Below are 20,607 nucleotides of genomic sequence, written 5' to 3'. Positions count from 1 at the left end.
GTCGATCCGCAGCGCGGGCGCCGGTCGGCATGGTGTGATCATGGCACCGGATCGAACACGCGATCCCCGCCGACACCGATACGAACCCCACAAGGAAATGTTCGCCATGCCGCTGCCCGCCGACGCGACCGTCCTCCATCCGATGCCCGATCAGCCACGAGTGGTGCTGCTCCGACCGCTGGTGAAGTCGCCGCTGATCGAGGTCGGGGAGTACTCCTACTACGACGACCCGGACGACCCGACGGCGTTCGAGACGAACAACGTGCTGTACCACTACGGCCCGGAGAAGCTGGTCATCGGCAAGTTCTGTGCGCTGGGCACGGGCGTCCGGTTCATCATGAACGGCGCCAACCACCGTATGGACGGCCCGTCCACCTTCCCCTTCCCCACCATGGGCGGCTCGTGGGCCGAGCACTTCGACCTGCTCACCGGCCTGCCGGGCCGCGGTGACACCGTCGTCGGGAACGACGTCTGGTTCGGTTACCGCACGACGGTGATGCCCGGCGTACGGATCGGCCACGGCGCCATCATCGGCTCCGGCGCCGTGGTCACCACGGACGTGCCCGACTACGGGATCGTCGGCGGAAACCCGGCCCGGCTCATCCGTACCCGCTACAGCGACGAGGACGTGGCCCGGCTGCTGTCGGTGGCCTGGTGGGACTGGCCGGCGGAACACATCACCGAGCATGTGCGCACGATCATGTCGGGCAGCATCGACGACCTCGAAGCCGCCGCCCCGGAAACCCCGGGCGGGTGACACGGCGACCGTCCGACCGGCCACCGGATTCGTTAGGATCTCCCACTCCCGTCTGTTGGAGGATGCCATGAGCGAACGCGCCGTTCACACCGTCGAAGTGCCCCTGGGCGACGGCAGCGACGAGACGATCCGGGTGCAGATCCGTGAAGTGGACGAGGCCCTCGTCCGCGTCGGGCGCGGCAGCCGCTCCGTGGCGCGGGCCGAGCGGTCGTTCGGCCAGATGCTGGACACCGTACGGCCCGTGGCGGAGAGCTTCGTGGGGCGATTGCGGGGGATGGCGAACGCGCCGGACGAGATCACGCTGGAGTTCGGTGTGTCGCTGTCCGCCGAGGCCGATGTCGTCATCGCCAGTACGGCGACGGCCGCGAACTTCTCCGTGAGTCTGACCTGGAACAGAAGTGACGAGGCGGCCCCAACGCCGGCTGATCCGCAGGGGAGTTGACCGGCGTGGGGTAGTGCCGCGTCATGGGGCCCGGTGCGCGAGGGCCTCCAGCGCGGCGACCGCCTCGGCGGCACGTTCGTACGGTACGAAGAGGTGGTCGTGATGGAAACCGGCGACCACGTTGCAGCTCACGCCGATATCGGCGAGCTCCCGGGCGACGGCGGCGGTGAGGCCGACCGCCTCCAGGGCGGAGTGGACGCGCAAGGTGATCCAGCCGGCCACGTAGTCGTACGGCAGCCCGACCGTATCGGCGTCCTCCAGCCGTACCACCAGCGTGAGGCCCTCCTGCTCGGCGACCGTGACCACGGGGGTGACACCGGCGGGAACACCACCCCCGTCGACGGTACTGAACACATAGCGGCCCGGGTTGAGTTGCGGGCGCATGCCGCTCAGCAGTTTCCGCAGATCACTTTCACCAGTCATGCCCGGCAGACTACGCGCGGTTCCGGTACGGCGAGCCACGCGGGTACCGCGTGGCGGCCCGCCCCGGCGGGCGCGGCCGGCACTCTCCGGCCGGCCGCACCCCCCTCCGGAGTCCTGACTACGTCACGCGCGGCGCCGCCGCTCCCGGAGTGGTGGCCGGCGCGCAGGTCACCACGGTGCGGAAGACGTCCCGGCCGTTCTGCGTCCCCGTCACACGGAGCCGGTCCCTGCCCAGCACGTCCGGGGTCTCCGGTGCGACATCGATCCAGACCGGGGCGTCGAACTCGACATACCGCGAGAAGACGGTGTCGAAGTCGAACGGCACCACCGGGCCCCGCTCGCCGAACTCGGCCTGGGCGGCCTGGGACACGGCCTCCAGGAGAACCATCCCGGGGATGTGGTCATGCGGGTGGTCGTAGAGAGTCGAGTGTGAGGTGTCCGTACGCAACTGCCAGTGGCGCGCGGTGCCGGTCGGTGCGATGACGACATCCCCGGGGTCGTCACGGCCCACCAGACCGGGAGCGGCGGGCGCCGCCGGGGGCAGGGCATTGGCGAAGGCTCGCCCGGCGTCCGCGTACTCCCTGCGCAGCCGATGGTAGATGGCCGGCGGGTGGGTGGTGTAGCGGATCTCGGCGGTGCCCAAGTGCTCACCGCCGACGGTGGAGTTGATGAGCGCGGTCAGCTGGACCGAGCCGCCGCGGCGGCGGGTGACCGAGGTGTGCGTGATCCTCAGCTCCGCGGTCATGGGTCCTGACCGCGGACGTAACGCGGCCCGCGCGACCGTGGTCCTGGCGTATTCCCAGCCCAGTCGGTGGTCGAGCGGGATGTCATGGACCGTATGGGAAAGCAGGGCGAGTCCCTGCCGGACGCATTCGGTGAGGAGCAGAGGGCTGGTGGCACCTCCGGGAAGTGTGTAGAAAGAGTGCGTGTGAGGCCACTGCAGGGTAACGATCTGGGTCTCGGGGGAGACGTTGCGCCAGTCGCGAACCAGGATCTCATCGGTCTCGGACTTGCGAACGTACCCCTTGAGCGCGGGTCCGGGTGCGGGTGTGGACGGTGCTGAGCGGATGGTGTTGCAGGCCATGCGACTTCTCCCCCTTGGATGTCGCTGGAACTGGAACGTCAACACGTGTCAGCGGGCTGGCTTGCGGTGTCACGTGTTGGCTTGAATCAGCTGCCGCATCATAAAATAGAGAGCATTCTTTTCTTTGTCGAGGCTGTACTGAGTATGGTGGGGAACAATCAGTTGACGGGACGGAGCCTGAAGCAGGAACGGGCGTTGCGCACCAGGGCCGCTCTGGTGCGCGCGGGGGCGGAGGTCTTCGCCGAGTCCGGGTTCGCCGGTGCGAGCGTTGCCAAGATCGCCCACCGCGCCGGCCTCACGCTGGGCGCGATGTACTTCCACTTCCCGAGCAAGGAAGAGCTGGCTCGCGAGATAGTCCGCAGCCAGCCCGACCTGGTGGTGCCGCCGGTCGAGTCCAGGGGAATCCAGCACGCCATCGACGTCACGCTCACCTGGGGCCGTCAACTGGTCGATGATCCCGTGCTGTTGGCGGGAGCCCGGCTGGTGATGGACCAGGAGCACTTCATCGACCCGGACGAGAACTCGCACCAGCAGTGGGTGCGGGTGATGACCGAGGATCTCGTCGACGCCGGGCGCAGACGTGAGCTGAGGGTGGGTGTCCAGATCGACGCGGTGGCCCGCCTCATCGTCTACGCGTGTACCGGCGCGCAGATGCACGCGAGCCTGGAGAGCGGGCGCCGTGATCTGCGACAGCGTATCGAGGAGATCTGGCACTGTGTCCTGCCGGCGATCGCGGTGCCCAGTGTCATGAAGCGTCTGGAGTTCGGCGAGGCGCGGGCCGGCGCCACACCGACGCGAACCGCCTCCCCTTAGAGGTCGTCTTCTCCCGGCGTTTTCGGAATCGACCCGGGCTACGAGCCGAAGGCGGGACGCCGCGAGGACCGCGGTCCATGGAGGTCCTGTCCCGGGTTATCGCTGTGGGTCGGGGATCCAGCTGCCGTGGACGCCGGCGGGGACGCGGTGCGGCATGTGCACGGTGGCTGTCCGGGTCATGTCCTGGGCGTTCAGGACCAGTAGCTCCGATCCGTGGGTCGTGCCGTGGGAGACCATGGAGAGCAGGTATCCGGCGTCTTCGTCGTTGCCGTTGTCGTGTGCGGGGACGAAGACGGCTTCGCCGGGTGAGGTGCCGTGCCCGGTGCCGTATGGTGTCGCGGTGCCTGTGACGGTGTCGTGCTTGAGGATGGCGTGTTCGGTGACGGTGTAGAGGTAGCGGCTGTAGCGGCCGGTGAGGTTGTCGTTGACGGTCGGCATCTCCACTCCGCGGTCGTCGAGTGCCTGCTCGCTCACGGTGCCGGTGGCCGGGTCGAGCAGCCAGCGGTGCACCTGTCCGCCCTGTGTCTCGCCCAGTACCCATCCGGTGTCGGTGACCGGGTTGGCGACGTGGCCGCCCATGGCCTGCCACATGGTGTCGAACGCGGTCCGGGAGTAGCGCACGGCCTCCAGGACGATCCGTCCCGTGGTGTCCTCGTGGGCGTTGGCGACGTGGAAGATGTAGCAGGGGTCGATGTCGAACCAGCGTACGTCGCCGGTGCCGTCGCGGCGCATCAGTCCCAGCCGGGCGCCGTAGGTGTCGTCCCAGCGCATCGGCATGCCCCCGCCGGCCAGCCGGAGGTCGAAGACGACCGGGAGGTCGAGCCAGATCACGTGGTTCTCGGTGATGGCGAAGTCATGCATCATCGTGCCCGCCGGAACCGCTATCCGCCGGCTCTCCACCAGCTCCCCCGCCGCCGACAGCCGGTGGTAGGTGAGGTGCGGGGCCACGGCACTGTAGCCGAAGAAGAGAAGTTCACCGGTGACCGGATCCTCCTTGGGATGAGCCGTCATCGCGGTCGTCAACCGACCGCCGAAAGTACAAGGACCAACCGTCCCCAACTCACCAGTCACCTCGTACGGGAAACCACTCTCGGTCAGGGCGAGGAGTTTGTCGGCGTGCGCGATGACATGGGTGTTCGCGCCCACCGCGGTGAGATCGACGGACCCGTCCTCATTCCGGAGCCGCTTGCCGGCGAACTTGCTGGTGCGTACCCAGCGGTTGCGGTACCACTCGGCGCGGCCGTCGCGCAGCCGGACGCCGTGCAGCATGCCGTTGGCGGTGAACAAGTGGCCGGGGTCCTCGCCGGGCCGCGGGTTGGTGCCGGTGCGCAGATAGCGGCCGGTCAGCTCGGGCGGCAGGGTGCCGGTGACCGTCAGGTCGAAACCGTCGATCTCATCGGTCACCGGCGTGTAATGCCCCACGTGGTACGGCGAGTTGCTTACCTCAGCGGTGTTTTCCGGAGTGGTCGTCATGATTCCTTCTCGTTGAGTGGGCCGAGTGGAAGTCGGTCGGACGGGCAAGGTGCGGGCTCGGTGGCGGACGTCGACGATTGCCGCAAACGCGAAGCACGCCATGGTGGCGATGCCCGCGTGGGGTCCGGTCCGGTCGGCGAGGCAGGCCGGGAGGAGCAGGGGCCCGGAGTGCAGGAGTGAGCATCAGTGCGATGCAACGTTCATTGCATCCAGTGTTCTCATGCAATGCCTAGCGTGTCAAGGTGGAGCTTCGCAGGGGAAGCGTCGCGGCGCGGCAGTCGATGTCCCGTACGCGCGGCGCGGCAGATTTCCGCGCCGGTTTCAGTCCTCGTCGTCCAGCAGGTCCAGCCGCAGCCAGACCTGCTCGACGCGTCCCACCGCCTTGACGGCGTCCGGTGTCGCGGCCAGAGCCGCGATCACGGCCTGGACGACGGCGACCATCGCGGTGAGTGAGGGGGCCGACCGTACGCCCTCGATGGGTGCCACCACCACGTGGTCGGCGACGGCGCTCAGAGTGGACGCATGCAGGTCCGTCAAGACACAGACCTTCGCTCCGCGTTCCTTCGCCAGTTCGGCCAGGGCACGCAGCGTCCGGGGCAGTCGCCACACGTTGATCGCCACCAGGCAGTCGTCCTCGCCGAGTTGTGCGACCTGGGCCGCCTGGACGGTCGCGGCGCCGGACGAGAGCCGGATGTCCTGGCCCATGATCGCCCCGAGGTGGCTCAGCAGACCGGCCGGTGCTGCGGCGATGCCCGTGCCGAGAACCAGGATGCGGCGAGAGGAGCCGATGGCGGCGGCGACCGCGCGGATCGCTTCGGTGGTGTCCGGTGTGGCGAGTGTCCGGAGATTGACGGCGTCCTGGCGCAGCATGCGGGTGACCGCGCTCTCGGTCTCGGGCGCCGAGAAGCGGTTCGCGGCATCGCCGCTGGCCATCGATGCCACGTAGTGGCTGCGCAAATCGTGGCGCAGGGCGGGCCAGCCGTCGTAGCCGAACTGCTGGGCGGTGCGCACGACGGTGGAGGTGTTGACGGCGGCGCGCTCGGCGATCTCGCGAGCCGACGCGTAGGCGGCCAGCTGCGGTTCCCGGGCCAGGAAACGGACCACCCTGGTGGCCTGCGGTCCGAGCGTTTGGTACCCGTTCAGTGCGCTCAGCCAGGTCTCCACTGACATGTGCCGTTCCTCCTGGCGTTCGGTGATGCGACGTGCCACCGGCGCATCGGGGCCCACGCGCAGCGTGCCATGCCGGCACCGTCGCCGTCGCCCGGGGGCGCGGGTCCGGTTGCGCACCCGGATTGGGCTCCGCGGGATGGGCCGGCCCGAGGAGCCGACCTTGACGCACCAATGATTGCTCATCGAGAGTGGATGCATCAATCGTTGCAGCGAGAGGTATGAGCATGAGCGGCTCCCTCCTCATCAAGAACACGCACCTCCTCCATCCCGAAGCCGGCGCACTCACCGGTCCCGGCTGGCTGGAGGCGGTGGACGGACGCATCGCCGCGACCGGCACCGGCAGACCGCCTGCGTCGTCCGACCGCGATCGCCGCGTCATCGACGCGAAGGGTGCTACGGCGCTTCCCGGCCTGATCGACGCCCACGTCCACCTGTTGCTCACCACGCTGAGGTTTCACGAGATCGCCGACTGGGCGCCCAGCTACATGACGGCCAGGGCCTTTGGCGAGGCCGGCCGGATGCTGCGTCGCGGCTTCACCACGGTCCGGGATGTCGGCGGCGCCGACTGGGGAATGGCGCGGGCTATTCAGGAGGGCCTGGTCCAGGGGCCACGGCTCGTCTTCGGCGGCAAGGCGCTCACACAGACGGGTGGCCACGGTGACATGCGCGGACGGAGCGACAACTCCCGTCCCTGCTGCGAGATCGGCCCCGGCTTCGCCCGTATCGCCGACGGCGTCGACGCCGTGCGGGCCGCCGCCCGCGACGAGTTCCGCAAGGGTGCGCGGCACCTGAAGGTGCTGCTCTCCGGAGGCGTCGCCTCACCTCATGACGAAGTCTCCTCCGTGCAGTACACGGAGGAGGAGATCGGTGCCGCCGTTGCCGAGGCCGCCAACCACAACCGTTACGTCACCGTGCACGCCTACCACCCCCGGGGCATCGATCTGGCCCTGCGCGCGGGAGCGCGCTGCGTGGAGCACGGCAACCTCATCAATGACGAGACCGTCCAACTGCTCCTGGACAAGGACGCGTTCCTCGTCCCGACCCTCATCACGTACGACATGATGGCCCGCTTCGGCAAGCAGCACGGGATGAGCGAGGTGACGTACGGCAAGATCGCGGATGTGCGCGAGGCGGGCCTCGGCGCCCTCGAAAGAGCACACCGGGCCGGGGTGCAGGTCGTCTACGGTTCCGACCTCCTCGGCCCCCTGTGCGACCATCAGCTGGAGGAGTTCACTCTGCGCGCGCAGATCGTTCCCGCCGCCGACCTCATCCGCTCGGCGACCACCACGGCCGCCCGGCTGCTGGGGATGGACGGGCTGATCGGCACGCTCGCGGTCGGCGCCCACGCCGATCTGCTCATCGTGGACGGCGACCCTCTCGACGACATCGGCGTCCTCACCCGGCCGCGGGAGAAGCTGCGGCATGTCGTCAAGGGCGGATCGGTCGTGGTCTGACGGGTGACCCGGTGGTGGCCCGACGCACGCATGACCGCTCCCTCCGGATCCGTCCCCGCGCCGGCCGGCCGGGCCGGGGCGGACGACCGGCGCCGTCACGCTCCGTGCCGCCGGGGGCCACCGGTCCGCCGGGCGGAGCCGCCGTCGAGGAGCCGGTCGACCAGTTCTTGAGGGTAGGCGGGGCCGGGAGGCATGTGGCCGAAGAGGGCACGCAGGTAGAGCGGCGCGAGGAGATGGTCGAGCACCTCGTCGAGGGGCGGAGGGAACTCCCCTCGCTCGGCGGCGCGGCTGAGGATGTCCTGGAGGGCATCGGCGCGGCGTCGGAGGTGCTCCCTGCGATCGGCCTGGGCCTGCGGGGTGCCGGGCAGCGACAACGCCAGGGCTCGCAGGATGAGTTGGCCGTCCGCGCGCACCAGAGAGGCCGCGCCGTTGGTGGCCCACTGGACCAGGTCTCCCCGCAGGGTCCCGGTGTCCGCCAGTGGCCAGGCGCCCTCCATCCGGGTGACCGCCACGTCGGCCAGCAGCGCCTCACGGCTGCCCCAACGGCGGTAGATGCTGGTGGGATTGACGCCGGCGCGCTGGGCGACGGCCGGGATGGTCAGGTCGTTGACGTCGGGCTGGGACAGCAGCTCGATCACGGCCTGATGGACCGCAGCCCGGACCCGGGCGGATCTGCCACCGGGGCGCTGGGTCGGCTCGTTCGTACGCATCTCCCCAGATTAAAGCATTAGCCATTGCTTTTTCGGGTCGCGACCACCTACGGTCGGCTCCTAAAGTACAAAATCCTTGCGTTAGGGGCGTTCATGGAGCGGCTGCTGTTTCAGGGAAACTCCCAGTTCTGGTTCGAGACGCTGCGCTCGTTCAGCAACATCGCTTACGGCGGCGCGGACTTCGCCGAGGTCCTGACGACGGCGCAGCGCATCACGGAGGGCGACTACGGCAGTTGGCACGACGAGTGGCGTGTGACGGCCGACCGCGTCAGCGCCGAGGCGCGGCAGTCACTGGAGGGCGGGCACCGCGTCAGCGCGCGGGATGCCTTCCTGCGGGCGTCGAACTACTACCGCTCGGCGGAGTTCTTCCTGCACGGCAACCCCTGCGATCCCCGGCACGAGCAGGCCTACGAGCGCAGCGTCGAGTGTTTCCGGGCCGCGGCGGAGCTGTTCACCCCCCGGATCGAGCCGGTCGCCATTCCCTATGAGGGCACCACCCTGCCGGGCTACCTCTACCGGGTGGACGACGGCGGGGCTCCGCGGCCCACGGTGATCATGCACACGGGATTCGACGGCACCGCTGAGGAACTGCACTTCACCGGCGCACTGGCCGGGGTGGAGCGCGGCTACACCGTGCTGACCTTCGACGGGCCGGGCCAGCCCGGTCCACTGCACCGCGAGGGCCTGGTCTTCCGCCCGGACTGGGAGAACGTCATCGGCCCGGTGCTGGACTTCGCCGGGACTCTGCCGGAGGTCGACAGCCGCCGCACCGCGCTTGTCGGCATCAGCCTGGGCGGCGTGCTCGCGCCCCGGGCAGCCGCGTTCGAGCACCGGCCGGCGGCGCTGGTGGCCCTGGACGGCGTCTACGACTTCGGAACCCGGGCCGTCGGCCGGCTTCCCGGCGAAGGCGCCGAGGTGGAACGACGACTGCGCGCCGACGCCGACCCCGAGTTCGACGCGATGCTCGACCGGAGCATGGCCGACAACCCCGTCAGCCGCTGGGCGTACAACCATGGCATGTACGCGATGGGCGCTGCGACGCCCCGCGCAGTGTGCGCCGCCTACCTCGACTACCACGTCCGCCAGGGCATCGCCGAGAGGATCACCTGTCCCACGCTCGTCTGCGAGGCCGCCGAGGACGAGTTCTTCGCCGGTCAGCCCCAACAGCTCTACGACCACCTGACCTGCCCCAAGACCCTGCTGCGGTTCACGGCCGACGAGGGTGCGGGCGCACACTGCCACGCCGGCGCGCAGCGCCTGGCGATGGCCCGCGTCTACGACTGGCTGGACGACACCCTGCGCGAACGTCCGGCAGCCGCATGATCGCCGGGCCGGGCCGTACGGGCCCCCTGCATCCCGTCGGTCCGCGGCGCAATCGACCCTCTCCCAGGTGACCTCATGCTCCACACACCCCCGGGCCGCACGCAGGTGCGCGGGCGTCCCGGATTCCGCACCGCCGCCGCGGTCCTCGCCGTCGGCATGGCCGGCGCGACGCTGCCCACCCCGCTCTACGGCCTGTACGGCGAGGCGTTCGGCTTCTCCGAGCTGACAGCGACACTGATCTTCGCCACGTACGCCATCGGGGTCGTCGTCACGCTGCTGCTGGCGGGCAACCTCTCCGACCGCCTTGGCAGACGTCCGGTGCTGCTGGGCGCGCTCCTCCTCGCGGCGGCCAGCGCCGGATGCTTCCTCCTCGCGGACGGGTTGCCGCTGCTGTACGCGGGACGGCTGTTGTCCGGGTGCTCGATCGGACTGCTGAGCGGTACCGGCACGGTCACTGTGCTGGAGCTGGCCGCCCCGGCCGGACGGTCCCGCGCGGCCTTCGCCGCGACGGCGGCCAACATGGGCGGCCTGGGCTGCGGCACACTGCTGTCGGGTGTCCTCGCCCAGTACGTACCGGGGCCGTTGATCTCGCCGTTCCTCCTGCATCTCGTACTGCTGGCCGGTACCGCCGTGACCGTCCTGCTGCTGCCGGAGACGGCTGTCACGACGCCGGCCCCCACGCGCCCGCGGCCACCGGGGCTGTATCTGGCTTCCCAGGTGCGGAGTGTGTTCCTGCCGGCGGCGCTGGCGGCCTTCTCCGGATTCGCACTGCAAGGGCTGTTCACGGCCACCGCCCCCGCCTTCCTCGCAGGGCTCGGGGTGCGGAACCTGGCGGTCGGCGGCCTGACCGTGTTCGTCGTCTTCCTGGGCTCCACCGTCGGGCAGGCACTGGCGGGGGACCGGGTGTCCCGCCGCGTCCTTGCCGTCGGCTGCCTGGTACTGGTCGCCGGTCTGGCCATGGTCGGTGCCTCGTTGACCGCCGGGTCCCTGATCCTCCTGGTCATGGGCGGTGCCTGCGGCGGCATCGGTCAGGGCATCGCGTTCCGGGCGGGCATGGCAGCGGTCAGCGGCGCCGCAGGCGCGGAGCACCGGGCCGCGACCGTGTCGTCCCTCTTCGTCGTGGCCTACGCGGGCATGTCCCTGCCGGTCGTCGGGGTGGGGGCGCTGAGCACCGCCGTGGGCCTGGAGACCGCGGGACTGGTGTTCACCGGCTGCGTCGTCCTGATCGCCGCCGTGACCGGGGCCCGCCTGACGCGCACACGGCCCTGCGGACCCCACGGCCACGGTGACCCGATGCGCTGACACCCCGCCCCCCCGCGACCCGTCGCACGGCACCCTGGTCCGCCCACGGAACACGCCTCCGGGCCCGCCCCCCTGTCTCCGATGACAGAAACAGGCCCGCAGAAACAGAAGGAGAGCCTCGTGACCACTCACCCCACCACGGCATTCACCGGCACCGACGCGGCAGCTGTCGTCACGCGGCTGCGCGAGACGTTCCGCACCGGACGCACCAGGCCGCTCGACTGGCGCAGGACACAGCTCAAGCGGCTGCGGACCCTGCTCACCGAGAACGCGGACGCCATCGCCGACGCCCTGTACGCGGACCTGCGCAAGAGCCGCGCCGAGGTCGACACCATGGAGATCGGCGGCACCCTCCGGGAGATCGACGGCTGCCTGGAGCACCTGAACACCTGGCTGGCACCGCAGTCCGTGGCCGTACCCGCGCACCTTCCCCAGGGCACCACAGCCCGCACCGAGTGGGAGCCGCTGGGCGTGGCGCTGGTCATCTCCGCCTGGAACTACCCGGTCAACCTGCTGCTCGTACCGGTCGCGGGCGCGCTCGCGGCCGGCAACGCCGTCGTCATCAAACCGGCCGAGTACGCGGCCGCGACCTCGGCGCTGCTCGCCGTGCTGCTGGCGCGATACCTCGACCCCGACGCCACCGCGGTGGTGGAGGGCGGCGTCGAGGAGACGACCCTGCTGTTGGCCCAGCGCTTCGACCACATCTTCTACACCGGCAACGGCACCGTCGGCCGCGTCGTGATGGCCGCGGCCGCCGCGCACCTGACCCCGGTGACCCTCGAACTGGGTGGGAAGTCACCGGTGTTCGTCGACCACGACGCCGATCTGCACGTCACCTCCGAGCGCCTGGTGGCGGCCAAGTTCACCAACGCGGGTCAGACGTGCGTCGCGCCCGACTACGTCCTCACCGATCCGCACACCGCCCAAGCCCTCGAAGCCACCCTGACCAGCGCCGTGAACAAGCGGTTCGGGCACGATCCGCGAGCGTGCGAGGACTACGGCCGGATCGTCGACGAACGCCACTTCGACCGGCTCACCGCCCTGTTGGCCGCCGGCCGTACGGTCATCGGCGGGCAGACCGAGCGCGCCGACAACTACATCGCCCCGACCGTACTGGCCGACGTGTCACCGAGCGCCCCGGTCATGCAGGAGGAGATCTTCGGTCCCGTGCTCCCGATCCTGACCGTTTCGGGCCTGGACGAGGCGATCGCCTTCGTCAACGACCGCGACAGGCCGCTTGCCCTGTACGCCTTCACCAACAACGACACCACGCGGCGCCGGCTCGCCGAGGAGACCTCGTCGGGAGCGCTCGTCTTCGGGTGGCCCATGCAGCAACTCGGCGTCCCCGAACTGCCCTTCGGCGGGGTCGGCGGCAGCGGTATGGGCGCCTACCACGGCCGCTTCTCCGTCGAGACGTTCAGTCACCGCAAGCCGGTCCTCGACGTGACCGTGGCCTGACCGTGCGACCAGGTGACGCACCGCCGCCCCGGCAGCCCGGCACATCTCCACCCGGGCACCTCGCCGCAGCCGGCCATGACGAAGACGAAGGAGGCGGACCGGCGATGCCCGGGACCGAAGAGCCCGTCCTCGCCCGCCGCGAGGGCCCCGTGCTCACGGTCACCCTCAATCGCCCGCACCGCAAGAACGCGATGACGGAGGACGCCTGGGCGCTGCTCCAGGACACACTGCGCGCCGCCCGCGTGGACGAGGCCGTGCGCGTGATCGTGCTCACCGGCGCCGGAGGCGACTTCTGCGCCGGTGCCGATCTGGGCGCACCCCGAGCGCGGCGGCACCCCCTGGACCGGATGCACCGCCTCGGCGACGTCGCCCTGGCCCTGTACGAACTGCCGAAACCGGTCATCGCCAAGGTCGAGGGCGTCGCCGTCGGCGCGGGCTGGAATCTGGCTCTGGGCTGTGATCTCGTCGTGGCGTCCGCGACCGCCCGCTTCTCTCAGATCTTTGCCCGCCGCGGCCTCTCCCTGGACTTCGGCGGATCGTGGCTGCTTCCCCGTCTCGTCGGCCTCCAGCAGGCCAAGCGCCTTGCTCTGCTGGCCGACTTCGTGGACGCCGCCGAGGCCCTGCGGCTCGGCCTGGTGACCTGGGTGACGTCCGGCGAGGAGATCGACGCGTTCGTCGACGCCCTCGCCGCCCGGCTCGCGGACGGGCCGCCCGTCGCGACGGCTCAGTCGAAGCTGATGCTCAACGAGGCGTCCGGCCGGAGCTTCCACGAAGCGCTGGAGAGCGAGGCCCGAGCCCAAGTGATCAACTTCGCCACCGACGGCCCGGCCGCCCGGCAGGCCTTCCTGGACGGGACCGAGCCTCGGTTCGACGGCAGATGGCAACTACCACCACACCACCCGGAAGTGAGGACATGATGCTGACCACGAGGTTCACCGAGGCACTGGGGATCGAGCATCCCATCGTGCAGGGCGGTATGCAGTGGGTGGGCCGGGCCGAACTCGTCGCGGCAGTCGCGCGGTCAGGGGCGCTGGGGCTGCTCACCGCGCTGACTCAGCCGACTCCGGAAGCTCTGGTCCGGGAGATCGAACGGTGTCGTGACATGACGGACCGGCCGTTCGGCGTCAACCTCACCATCCTGCCGGCGATCAGTCCGCCGCCGTACGCAGAGTACCGGCAGGCGATCATCGAGTCCGGGATCACGATCGTGGAGACGGCGGGCCACAGCCCCGAGGCGCACATAGCGGACTTCAAGGCCGCCGGGGTGAAGATCCTGCACAAGTGCACCAGCGTCCGGCACGCGGTCAAGGCCCAGAGCCTCGGCGTCGATGCCCTCAGCATCGACGGATTCGAATGCGCCGGGCACCCGGGAGAGGATGACATCCCCGGCCTGGTCCTCATCCGTAAGGCCGCCGAGCACATCACCATCCCGATGATCGCCTCCGGCGGCTTCGCCGATGCCCGGGGCCTGGTCGCCGCTCTCGCGCTCGGCGCGGAGGGCATCACCATGGGCACCCGCTTCATGTGCACCGTCGAGGCACCCGTCCACCAGCGGATCAAGGAACGGATCGTCGAGTCGAGCGAGCTGGACACCGAACTGATCTTCCGCAGCCTGCGCAACACCACACGCGTGGCCGGCAACGGTGTGAGCCGCCAGGTGGTGTCCACGCTCGAAGCGGGCGGCGTGTTCGAGGACGTCCGCGAACTCGTCGCCGGTGCGCGCGGCAGGCGCGTGTTCGAGCTGGGCGATCACGAGTTCGGCATCTGGACCACCGGCCTCGTGCAAGGGTTGATCCACGACATCCCCACGGTCGGCGATCTCGTGCACCGGATCATCACGGGGGCCACCGAGCTGATCCGGACCAGGCTCGCGGAGGCCACGGGCCTCGGGTCCGCGGACCAGCCCGCCCTCGAACCCTCGCCGGCTTGAGGCCGGTCCTCCACACCCACGACGGGCCCGCCCGACGACGCCCCCCAAGGACACGCCCCACCAGAGGAGATCCCACATGCACACGTACTGGCCGGAGGGGATGCCGACCTCGCTCCACTATCCCGACCTGCCCGTATGCGGACTGCTCACCGCGGCGGCCCGTCTGTACGGTGACCGCGTGGCCGTCGTCGACGGCGACCTGCGGCTCAGCTTCGCCGAGGTGCGGGAGCTCGCCGTCGCCTTCGCCCATGGCCTGCGCGGCACCGGCGTCCGCGACGGGGACGTCGTCCTGCTGCACCTGTCCAACAGCGCCTGGTTCCTGATCGGCTACTACGGCACACTGCTGGCCGGGGCGACCGTGTCACCGGCGAACCCGTTGCAGCCCGCACCGGGCCTGCACGCCCAACTACTCGACACCGGTGCCGTCGCCGCCGTCAGCCACCCCGCTCACCTCACCCCGCTGACCGAGGCCCGCACCGGGTCTCGCCTGCGGACCGTCGTCGTGGTCCCGCCGAGCGCCTGCGCGCCCTCCGCGGTGCCGCCTTCGGCCGCTCCCGGTGTGATCGCCCTCGCCGACCTTCTCACCGGCCACACCGATGTGCCCCCGCACACCGCGGTGACCGGCGACGACGTCGCCCAGATCCTGTACACCGGGGGAACCACCGGTGTATCCAAGGGCGTTCGAGTGCTGCACCGCAACGTGGTCGCGAACGTCACCCAGATGACCGCCTGGCGCGCCGCTCACCTGATCACCGAGGAGGGCGGCGGAGATCTCCGGCTGCGCCCACTGCCCGGCCCGCGCGACCCGGGAATGCGACCGGGCGCCGGGGTGACGGTGCTCCAGTCACCCTTGTTCCACGTGCACGCGCTGATCAACACGATCTTCCTGCTGCTGTGCGGGACCACCGTCGTCCTCTCCGGACGGTTCTCCCCCGAACGCATGCTGGCGTCTATCGAAGAGCACCGCGCCACCTACCTCCTCGGCAGTCCGACCATGTGGCAGGCGCTCCTGGCCGGCCCCGGCGTCGGCGAGCGCGATCTGTCCTCGGTACGAGTGATCTCCTCGGGAGGCGCCCCGATCGACAAGGCCACGCTGACCTCGCTGGAGGCCGCCTTCCCCGCGGCGGCGGTCGGCGAGGGCTACGGCCTCACCGAGGGGACGTGCCTGGTGACCTCCACCCCGCTTCTGCACGGCGCCCGCCGCAAGCTCGGCAGTGTCGGACTGCCGCTGTTCGACACCACGGTGGAGATCCGGCCGCTCACCGGCGGATCGGCCGCCCTCGGTCCGAACGAGGTGGGTGAACTCTGGGTGCGGGGCCCCCAGGTCACAGCGGGCTACCTGAACCGGCCGGAGGCCGGCGCCGAACAGTTCGTCGCGGGCTGGCTGCGCACGGGGGACCTCGGCTACGTGGACGAGGACGGCTTCGTCTTCCTGTCCGGCCGCGCAAAGGAGATGCTCATCTACAAGGGCTACAACGTCTACCCCCGCGAACTGGAGGACATCCTGCACGGCCACCCCGGCCTGCGGGCGGCCGCGGTCATCGGCAGAGCGCACGCGCCGGTCGGGCAGGAACCGGTCGCCTTCGTGGTACCGCGGCCGGGTGCGGACGTCGACCCGGAGGAGGTCATGGCGTACGTCGCCGCCCGCGTCCTTCCCTACAAGAAGATCCGCGCCGTGCACATCGTCGACTCGCTGCCTCTCTCCGCCGCCGGAAAGATCCTCAAGTCCCGTCTGAGCGCGCTCCCCGCCGCCGACGACCGAGGCTGACGGACGCCAGGGCGCGTCACGCAGACAGACGCGTTCGCGGCTTCGACGCGAGCCGCCCGCGCGGAACCCGAACAGGACCCGAACAGGAAAGGACCACCTTGCCAAGGGACAAACGTCTGCCGCTCACCGAGGCCGTGGCCCGGTATGTGCGCGACGGGCAGACGGTGACGCTGGAAGGCTTCGGCCACCTGGTACCGACTGCCGCCGCACACGAGATCATCCGGCAGGGCATCACCGGTCTGACCCTGGTCCGGATGGGCGGCGACCCCCTCGTCGACCAGTTGCTGGCGGCCGGCTGCGTCACCAAGCTGGTCTCGGCATTCGTCGGCAACAGTTCGGCGGGATCACTGCACGAACTGCGCCGCCGCATCGAGCACCGGGACCCCGAACCGGTGGAGTTCGAGGAGTACAGCATCGGCGGCATGGTCGCCCGCTACACCGCGGGCGCCGCCGGGCTGCCGTTCGCCCCGATCCGTTCCTGCACCGGCAGTGACCTGATCGCGCACAACCCGATGATCAGAAGCGTCACCGACCCGTACGGCGGCGGTGAGATCCACGTGGTGCCCGCGCTCAACCCGGATGTCTCGATCATCCACGCCCAGCGGGCCGACCACGCCGGGAACATCCAGGCGTGGGGCATGCTCGGCGTCCAGCAGGAGGCCGCGTTCGCCGGTGGTTCGGTGATCGTGACGGTCGAGGAAATCGTCGCCGACGACATCGTCCGCTCCGACCCCAACCGCACGATCGTTCCGTCGCACGTAGTGGACGCGGTGGTGGTGTGCCCGCGCGGCGCGCACCCGGCGCCGGTCCAGGGCTATTACGACCGTGACGACCGCTTCCAGCGCGCTTGGTCCGAACTGGCCCGCGACCCCGCGGTGCTGCGCGAGTGGATCGACCGGCACATCCTCGGCACGACGGACCACGAGGGCTTCCTTGCCGGTCTCGGCCCGGAGTACTGGGACCGACTGGAGATCGACGAGCAGCTGTCCGTGCCGGTGAACTACGGGAGACCACGATGACCTGCACCGACAGCGAACTCCTCACGGTGACCGCGGCACGTGAACTGGCCCGGCGCCGCCTGGTCTTCGCCGGACACGGACTGCCGACCCTGGCGGTCGCGCTCGCCCGGCACTCGGTAGCCCCCGAGATCGAGACCGTCTACGAGTCCGGCGTGATCGGAGCCCATCCGATGGCCCCGCCGCGCAGCATCACCGATCCCATCCTCGTCACCGGCGCGGAGTGCGTGCTGAGCATGGCGCAGATGTTCGGCTTCGTCCTCCAGGGCGGTCGGGTCGATGTGGCCTTCCTCGGCGCCGCGCAGATCGACAGGTATGGCAGCCTGAACTCCTCGATCATCGGCGACTGGGCGAGCCCCCGGGTGCGGCTGCCCGGTTCGGGCGGGGCGATCGAGGTGATGGCGAACGCCGGCGAGGTCTTCGTGGTGATGCGCCGGCACACCCCGCGCTCGCTCGTCGGCGAGTTGGACTTCTGCACCTCTCCCAGCCCGCGACGGGCTCGTGAGACCGGCGGCGGTGCCCGGCCCCGGGGCAAGGGAGTCACGCGGGTGATCACCGAACACGGCATCCTGGCACGGGACGGCATCGACGACGAGCTACGGCTGATCGCCGTACACCCCGGCGTCCCGGTGCAGCGCGTGCGCGCCGCCACCGGCTGGGACCTGCGGATCGCCGATGACCTGGCGGAGATCCCGCCACCGAACCCCGAGGAACTGCGGCTGCTGCGTGAGGAACTCGACCCGGACCGGATCTTCCTGCGCTGAGCCCCGGTCCGTGCCGCCGGCCGGGAACGGGTCAGCTCGCGTCCCTGACGAGGTCCGGACCTGCCGCGACCGGAGCGTGCCCTTCGACGAGCGGGCAGGTGGGGGCGATGGGTTGTACGCAACCGATTGCGCCAGGTTGAGGTAGCCTGTGCTCGGCTGTCGATGCTTCCGTCTGATAGCGAGGTGACCGACAGGAACGGGGAGGTCCGGATGGAACAGCAGCCGGTGACGATGGCGGACGTGGCTCGCGCCGCAGGGGTCTCGGTGACCACCGTCTCCTACGTACTGAGCGGCAAACGTCCGGTGGCTCCCGCCAAGAGGGACGCGGTGCAGGCGGCCATCACAAAGCTGGGATTCCGGCTGAACACCGTGGCCCAGAGTCTGCGCACGGGGCGCTCTTCCACCGTGGCCCTGATCATCCCGGACATCGCCAACCCCTTCTACGCCCAACTGGCCCGAGGGCTCCAAGACGCGTTGCGCCCCGACAAGTACCACGTCGTCGTGTGCAATACGAACGCGGAACGCGCCGAAGAACTGCTCTATCTCGACGATGCGGTCAAGCGCTGGCTCGACGGCGTGGTGATCACACCGTCATGGCTGGTACCGGACGACTTCGATGCCCTCCAGGCGGCAGGAATCCCGGTCGTGGTCAGCGCCGACACCGAAATGGACGGCCTGGATCTTGTGCGCGCCGATTCCCAGGGCGCCATCGACCAGGCGGTCGGTCACCTCGCGCAAGAGGGGCACCGGCGACTGGGCATGCTGGTCGGGCCCGCGGGCACGCCGGCCGGCGATCCTCGTCTGGAGCTGTACCGTGCCGCCGCCGGCCGACACGGCCTGGACCTGCCGGCCAGTCTGGTCGTCCGCGGGAAGCACACCCGCGAAGCGGGCGTCGCGGGACTGCGTCGGCTGATGAACCGCAAGAACCCGCCGACCGCGATCGCCTGCGTCAACGACCTCACCGCGATCGGCGCTTTGGAGGCAGCGGAGCAGATGGGCCTCGCGGTTCCGTCCGACGTGGCGCTGATCGGCCATGATGACATCGAGGTCGCCTCTCTGGTACGCCCCAGGCTCTCCACCATCCGCTATCCCGCCCACGAGGTGGGATCGGCCTGCGGACGCCTGCTCCTCGAACGTATCGGTGGCCGGGCGGGCCAGGCCGAGGTTGCCCTGCGCACGCAGCTCGTCCTGCGCGAGACCACCTGACTGTCCTGGCGGACGCCTCTGGGTGATCGGCCCTTGGCGCAGTCGGCCATCCGCCGTCGATGCGGGCGCCGGACCCCGGGGCGTGAACGCGGAAGAGGCTCGGGCGAGTTCCTTGAGCGGGTCGCAGGCACACCGCGACCCGCGACGATCGAGAGCTTGACAATCTGCGGCACCATCGCCGTATCGTAGCGCAATCGATTGCGAGCCAGAGGGGACCGGTACTCGACGCTTCCTGGCGAGCTCCGGCACCGCCTCTCGCCCCTTCGGCATCCCTCCGTCAGACCCCGCGGCTGCCGGAACCTCGCATGACGAGCGGGGGGCGCGGGGGTGCGCCGCCGGCTTCGAGGCACCGTCACGGTGCCCCGCACACCACCGTTTTCACATCTGAACCGATAGGAACGCTCATGGCGCAGTCCCCGCAGGTCAACGCAGACGCATCTGAGGCGGCGCACCTCGCGCTGCCCGCACCGCGGACACCTTCCCCCCGCGATGCGCCGGCCCTGAACTGGGGGGTGATGGCCCCGGGTTGGATCGCCGGCTCCTTCGTCGAGGCGTTGCGGACATACACCGAGCAGAAGGTCGTGGCGGTCGGCTCCCGTGACGCGGGGCGGGCCCGTGCGTTTGCGGACCGGTTCGCCATTCCGGCGGCCTATGGAAGCTATGCCGAGTTGCTCAATGACCAGAATGTGGACATTGTCTATATCGCGTCACCGCATTCGGGTCATTTCGAACAGGCTCTCCAGGCGATCGAGGCCGGCCGACATGTGCTGGTAGAGAAGGCGTTCACTCGTAACGCCCATGAGGCCGAGCGTTTGATCGAAGCCGCCCGAGAGCGAGGGGTGTTCCTCATGGAGGCGATGTGGACGCGCTTTCTGCCGCACATCGATGTGGTCCGCCAGGTCCTCGACTCCGGGCTGCTCGGAGAGGTTCAGACGGTCATCGCCGACCACGGTCTGCCCGCGAAACCCGACCCGGCGCACCGCCTCTTCGCCCCCGAACTGGCAGGTGGAGCACTGCTCGACCTCGGCATCTACCCGGTCGCCTTCGCGTCGATGGTCCTGGGGCCGTTCGCCTCCGTCACCGCTGTGGGCACGAAGGCGTTCACCGGTGTCGACGGCCAGACGTCGATCGTCGTCACTTCCGGGGCGGGGGCGCACGGTGTGCTGAACACCACGCTCTTCGCCCGCACACCGACCACGGCGTCGATCTCGGGAACACTCGCCCGCCTCGAGATCGACGGCCATTTCTACGGACCCGCCGCGGTCCGCCTGATCGGCCGGGACCATGAGCTGATCGACAGCTTCGTGCCCGCACAGCTCGACGGCGGCCTCTGTTACGAAGCCGCCGAAGCGGCCCGGTGCATCGCCGCCGGGCGGTTGGAGTCCGACCTCATGCCGCTCGACGAGACGCTTCGGATCATGCGTGTCCTGGACGGCATCCGCGGTGACCTGGGTGTCGCCTTTCCCGGAGAGTGACCTGCCCGCGGGGGCCGCACTCATCCCCGGGCATCCCAT

At 69.9% G+C, this 20,607-nt stretch carries 19 protein-coding genes; 14 read left to right on the top strand and 5 right to left on the bottom strand.

Going from position 1 to position 20,607, the window contains the following annotated elements; translation table 11 throughout:
• Positions 1–106: 106 nt before the first annotated feature.
• Together ACIOGX_RS21260 and ACIOGX_RS21255 are read left to right on the top strand one after the other, a co-directional pair.
• Entirely contained in the window at positions 107–757 is a 651-nt protein-coding gene (locus ACIOGX_RS21260) for a CatB-related O-acetyltransferase (RefSeq protein WP_383973712.1), read from the top strand.
• A 67-nt stretch (positions 758–824) separates the two neighbouring features.
• A complete protein-coding gene (locus tag ACIOGX_RS21255) occupies positions 825–1,199 on the top strand; it encodes a CU044_2847 family protein (RefSeq protein ID WP_383973710.1) in 375 nt (124 codons plus the stop codon).
• A gap of 21 nt (positions 1,200–1,220) precedes the next feature.
• Here the strand turns inward: ACIOGX_RS21255 and ACIOGX_RS21250 are convergent, their stop codons facing one another.
• On the bottom strand, positions 1,221–1,622 hold the full coding sequence (locus ACIOGX_RS21250; protein ID WP_356518484.1) for an ACT domain-containing protein: 402 nt from the start codon (positions 1,620–1,622) through the stop codon (positions 1,221–1,223).
• A 118-nt stretch (positions 1,623–1,740) separates the two neighbouring features.
• On the bottom strand, positions 1,741–2,706 hold the full coding sequence (locus ACIOGX_RS21245; protein WP_401915228.1) for a ScbA/BarX family gamma-butyrolactone biosynthesis protein: 966 nt from the start codon (positions 2,704–2,706) through the stop codon (positions 1,741–1,743).
• Between the two features lie 162 nt (positions 2,707–2,868).
• Here ACIOGX_RS21245 and ACIOGX_RS21240 point away from each other — a divergent pair, with 162 nt between their 5' ends.
• Positions 2,869–3,519: a ScbR family autoregulator-binding transcription factor gene (locus ACIOGX_RS21240; protein ID WP_356518486.1), complete on the top strand. Its 651-nt coding sequence runs from the start codon at positions 2,869–2,871 to the stop codon at positions 3,517–3,519.
• A gap of 96 nt (positions 3,520–3,615) precedes the next feature.
• Here the strand turns inward: ACIOGX_RS21240 and ACIOGX_RS21235 are convergent, their stop codons facing one another.
• Positions 3,616–4,923, bottom strand: coding sequence for a carotenoid oxygenase family protein (locus ACIOGX_RS21235; protein ID WP_401915225.1), 1,308 nt, complete (start codon positions 4,921–4,923; stop codon positions 3,616–3,618).
• A gap of 390 nt (positions 4,924–5,313) precedes the next feature.
• Positions 5,314–6,162, bottom strand: coding sequence for a MurR/RpiR family transcriptional regulator (locus ACIOGX_RS21230; RefSeq protein ID WP_401915222.1), 849 nt, complete (start codon positions 6,160–6,162; stop codon positions 5,314–5,316).
• Positions 6,163–6,386: 224 nt separating this feature from the next.
• Here ACIOGX_RS21230 and ACIOGX_RS21225 point away from each other — a divergent pair, with 224 nt between their 5' ends.
• Entirely contained in the window at positions 6,387–7,616 is a 1,230-nt protein-coding gene (locus ACIOGX_RS21225) for an amidohydrolase family protein (RefSeq protein ID WP_401769491.1), read from the top strand.
• A gap of 95 nt (positions 7,617–7,711) precedes the next feature.
• On the opposite strand, the gene ACIOGX_RS21220 is transcribed toward ACIOGX_RS21225, so the two are convergent.
• Positions 7,712–8,326: a TetR/AcrR family transcriptional regulator gene (locus ACIOGX_RS21220; protein WP_356518734.1), complete on the bottom strand. Its 615-nt coding sequence runs from the start codon at positions 8,324–8,326 to the stop codon at positions 7,712–7,714.
• A 93-nt stretch (positions 8,327–8,419) separates the two neighbouring features.
• Between ACIOGX_RS21220 and ACIOGX_RS21215 the strand changes: the two genes are divergently transcribed.
• From ACIOGX_RS21215 to ACIOGX_RS21170, 10 genes are all read left to right on the top strand, one after another.
• Positions 8,420–9,649: an alpha/beta fold hydrolase gene (locus tag ACIOGX_RS21215; protein WP_356518733.1), complete on the top strand. Its 1,230-nt coding sequence runs from the start codon at positions 8,420–8,422 to the stop codon at positions 9,647–9,649.
• A gap of 75 nt (positions 9,650–9,724) precedes the next feature.
• Positions 9,725–10,951: an MFS transporter gene (locus ACIOGX_RS21210; protein ID WP_401915217.1), complete on the top strand. Its 1,227-nt coding sequence runs from the start codon at positions 9,725–9,727 to the stop codon at positions 10,949–10,951.
• A gap of 120 nt (positions 10,952–11,071) precedes the next feature.
• Positions 11,072–12,409, top strand: a complete 1,338-nt coding sequence (locus ACIOGX_RS21205) for an aldehyde dehydrogenase family protein (RefSeq protein ID WP_356518731.1) — start codon at positions 11,072–11,074, stop codon at positions 12,407–12,409.
• Positions 12,410–12,513: 104 nt separating this feature from the next.
• Positions 12,514–13,326 carry an enoyl-CoA hydratase/isomerase family protein gene (locus tag ACIOGX_RS21200; RefSeq protein WP_401915213.1) on the top strand — a complete coding sequence of 271 codons (813 nt, stop codon included), beginning with the start codon at positions 12,514–12,516 and terminating at the stop codon, positions 13,324–13,326.
• Positions 13,323–14,339: an NAD(P)H-dependent flavin oxidoreductase gene (locus ACIOGX_RS21195; protein WP_383975069.1), complete on the top strand. Its 1,017-nt coding sequence runs from the start codon at positions 13,323–13,325 to the stop codon at positions 14,337–14,339. The genes ACIOGX_RS21200 and ACIOGX_RS21195 overlap by 4 nt, the downstream gene beginning before the upstream one ends.
• Positions 14,340–14,415: 76 nt before the next feature.
• Complete coding sequence (locus ACIOGX_RS21190) at positions 14,416–16,107, top strand: class I adenylate-forming enzyme family protein (RefSeq protein WP_401915210.1); 1,692 nt, start codon at positions 14,416–14,418, stop codon at positions 16,105–16,107.
• Positions 16,108–16,205: 98 nt separating this feature from the next.
• Positions 16,206–17,126, top strand: a complete 921-nt coding sequence (locus ACIOGX_RS21185; protein ID WP_401915207.1) for a CoA transferase subunit A — start codon at positions 16,206–16,208, stop codon at positions 17,124–17,126.
• Complete coding sequence (locus ACIOGX_RS21180) at positions 17,123–17,887, top strand: CoA-transferase (RefSeq protein WP_356518726.1); 765 nt, start codon at positions 17,123–17,125, stop codon at positions 17,885–17,887. The genes ACIOGX_RS21185 and ACIOGX_RS21180 overlap by 4 nt, the downstream gene beginning before the upstream one ends.
• A gap of 183 nt (positions 17,888–18,070) precedes the next feature.
• Complete coding sequence (locus ACIOGX_RS21175; RefSeq protein WP_360417587.1) at positions 18,071–19,093, top strand: LacI family DNA-binding transcriptional regulator; 1,023 nt, start codon at positions 18,071–18,073, stop codon at positions 19,091–19,093.
• 404 nt (positions 19,094–19,497) lie between these two features.
• Positions 19,498–20,568: a Gfo/Idh/MocA family oxidoreductase gene (locus ACIOGX_RS21170; protein WP_356518724.1), complete on the top strand. Its 1,071-nt coding sequence runs from the start codon at positions 19,498–19,500 to the stop codon at positions 20,566–20,568.
• Positions 20,569–20,607: the final 39 nt, after the last annotated feature.

The sequence above is a fragment of the Streptomyces sp. NPDC088147 genome (assembly GCF_044741565.1).
Classification (GTDB): domain Bacteria; phylum Actinomycetota; class Actinomycetes; order Streptomycetales; family Streptomycetaceae; genus Streptomyces.
Note: the sequence above shows the minus strand (reverse complement) of the source record. Positions and strands in the feature narration are given on the sequence as shown.

Coding starts and splice junctions, on each gene's coding strand:
- ACIOGX_RS21260 (WP_383973712.1), top strand. CDS start 107: ATGCCGCTGCCCGCCGACGCGACCGTCCTCCATCCGATGCCCGATCAG.
- ACIOGX_RS21255 (WP_383973710.1), top strand. CDS start 825: ATGAGCGAACGCGCCGTTCACACCGTCGAAGTGCCCCTGGGCGACGGC.
- ACIOGX_RS21250 (WP_356518484.1), bottom strand. CDS start 1,622: ATGACTGGTGAAAGTGATCTGCGGAAACTGCTGAGCGGCATGCGCCCG.
- ACIOGX_RS21245 (WP_401915228.1), bottom strand. CDS start 2,706: ATGGCCTGCAACACCATCCGCTCAGCACCGTCCACACCCGCACCCGGA.
- ACIOGX_RS21230 (WP_401915222.1), bottom strand. CDS start 6,162: ATGTCAGTGGAGACCTGGCTGAGCGCACTGAACGGGTACCAAACGCTC.
- ACIOGX_RS21225 (WP_401769491.1), top strand. CDS start 6,387: ATGAGCGGCTCCCTCCTCATCAAGAACACGCACCTCCTCCATCCCGAA.
- ACIOGX_RS21220 (WP_356518734.1), bottom strand. CDS start 8,326: ATGCGTACGAACGAGCCGACCCAGCGCCCCGGTGGCAGATCCGCCCGG.
- ACIOGX_RS21215 (WP_356518733.1), top strand. CDS start 8,420: ATGGAGCGGCTGCTGTTTCAGGGAAACTCCCAGTTCTGGTTCGAGACG.
- ACIOGX_RS21210 (WP_401915217.1), top strand. CDS start 9,725: ATGCTCCACACACCCCCGGGCCGCACGCAGGTGCGCGGGCGTCCCGGA.
- ACIOGX_RS21200 (WP_401915213.1), top strand. CDS start 12,514: ATGCCCGGGACCGAAGAGCCCGTCCTCGCCCGCCGCGAGGGCCCCGTG.
- ACIOGX_RS21195 (WP_383975069.1), top strand. CDS start 13,323: ATGATGCTGACCACGAGGTTCACCGAGGCACTGGGGATCGAGCATCCC.
- ACIOGX_RS21190 (WP_401915210.1), top strand. CDS start 14,416: ATGCACACGTACTGGCCGGAGGGGATGCCGACCTCGCTCCACTATCCC.
- ACIOGX_RS21180 (WP_356518726.1), top strand. CDS start 17,123: ATGACCTGCACCGACAGCGAACTCCTCACGGTGACCGCGGCACGTGAA.
- ACIOGX_RS21170 (WP_356518724.1), top strand. CDS start 19,498: ATGGCGCAGTCCCCGCAGGTCAACGCAGACGCATCTGAGGCGGCGCAC.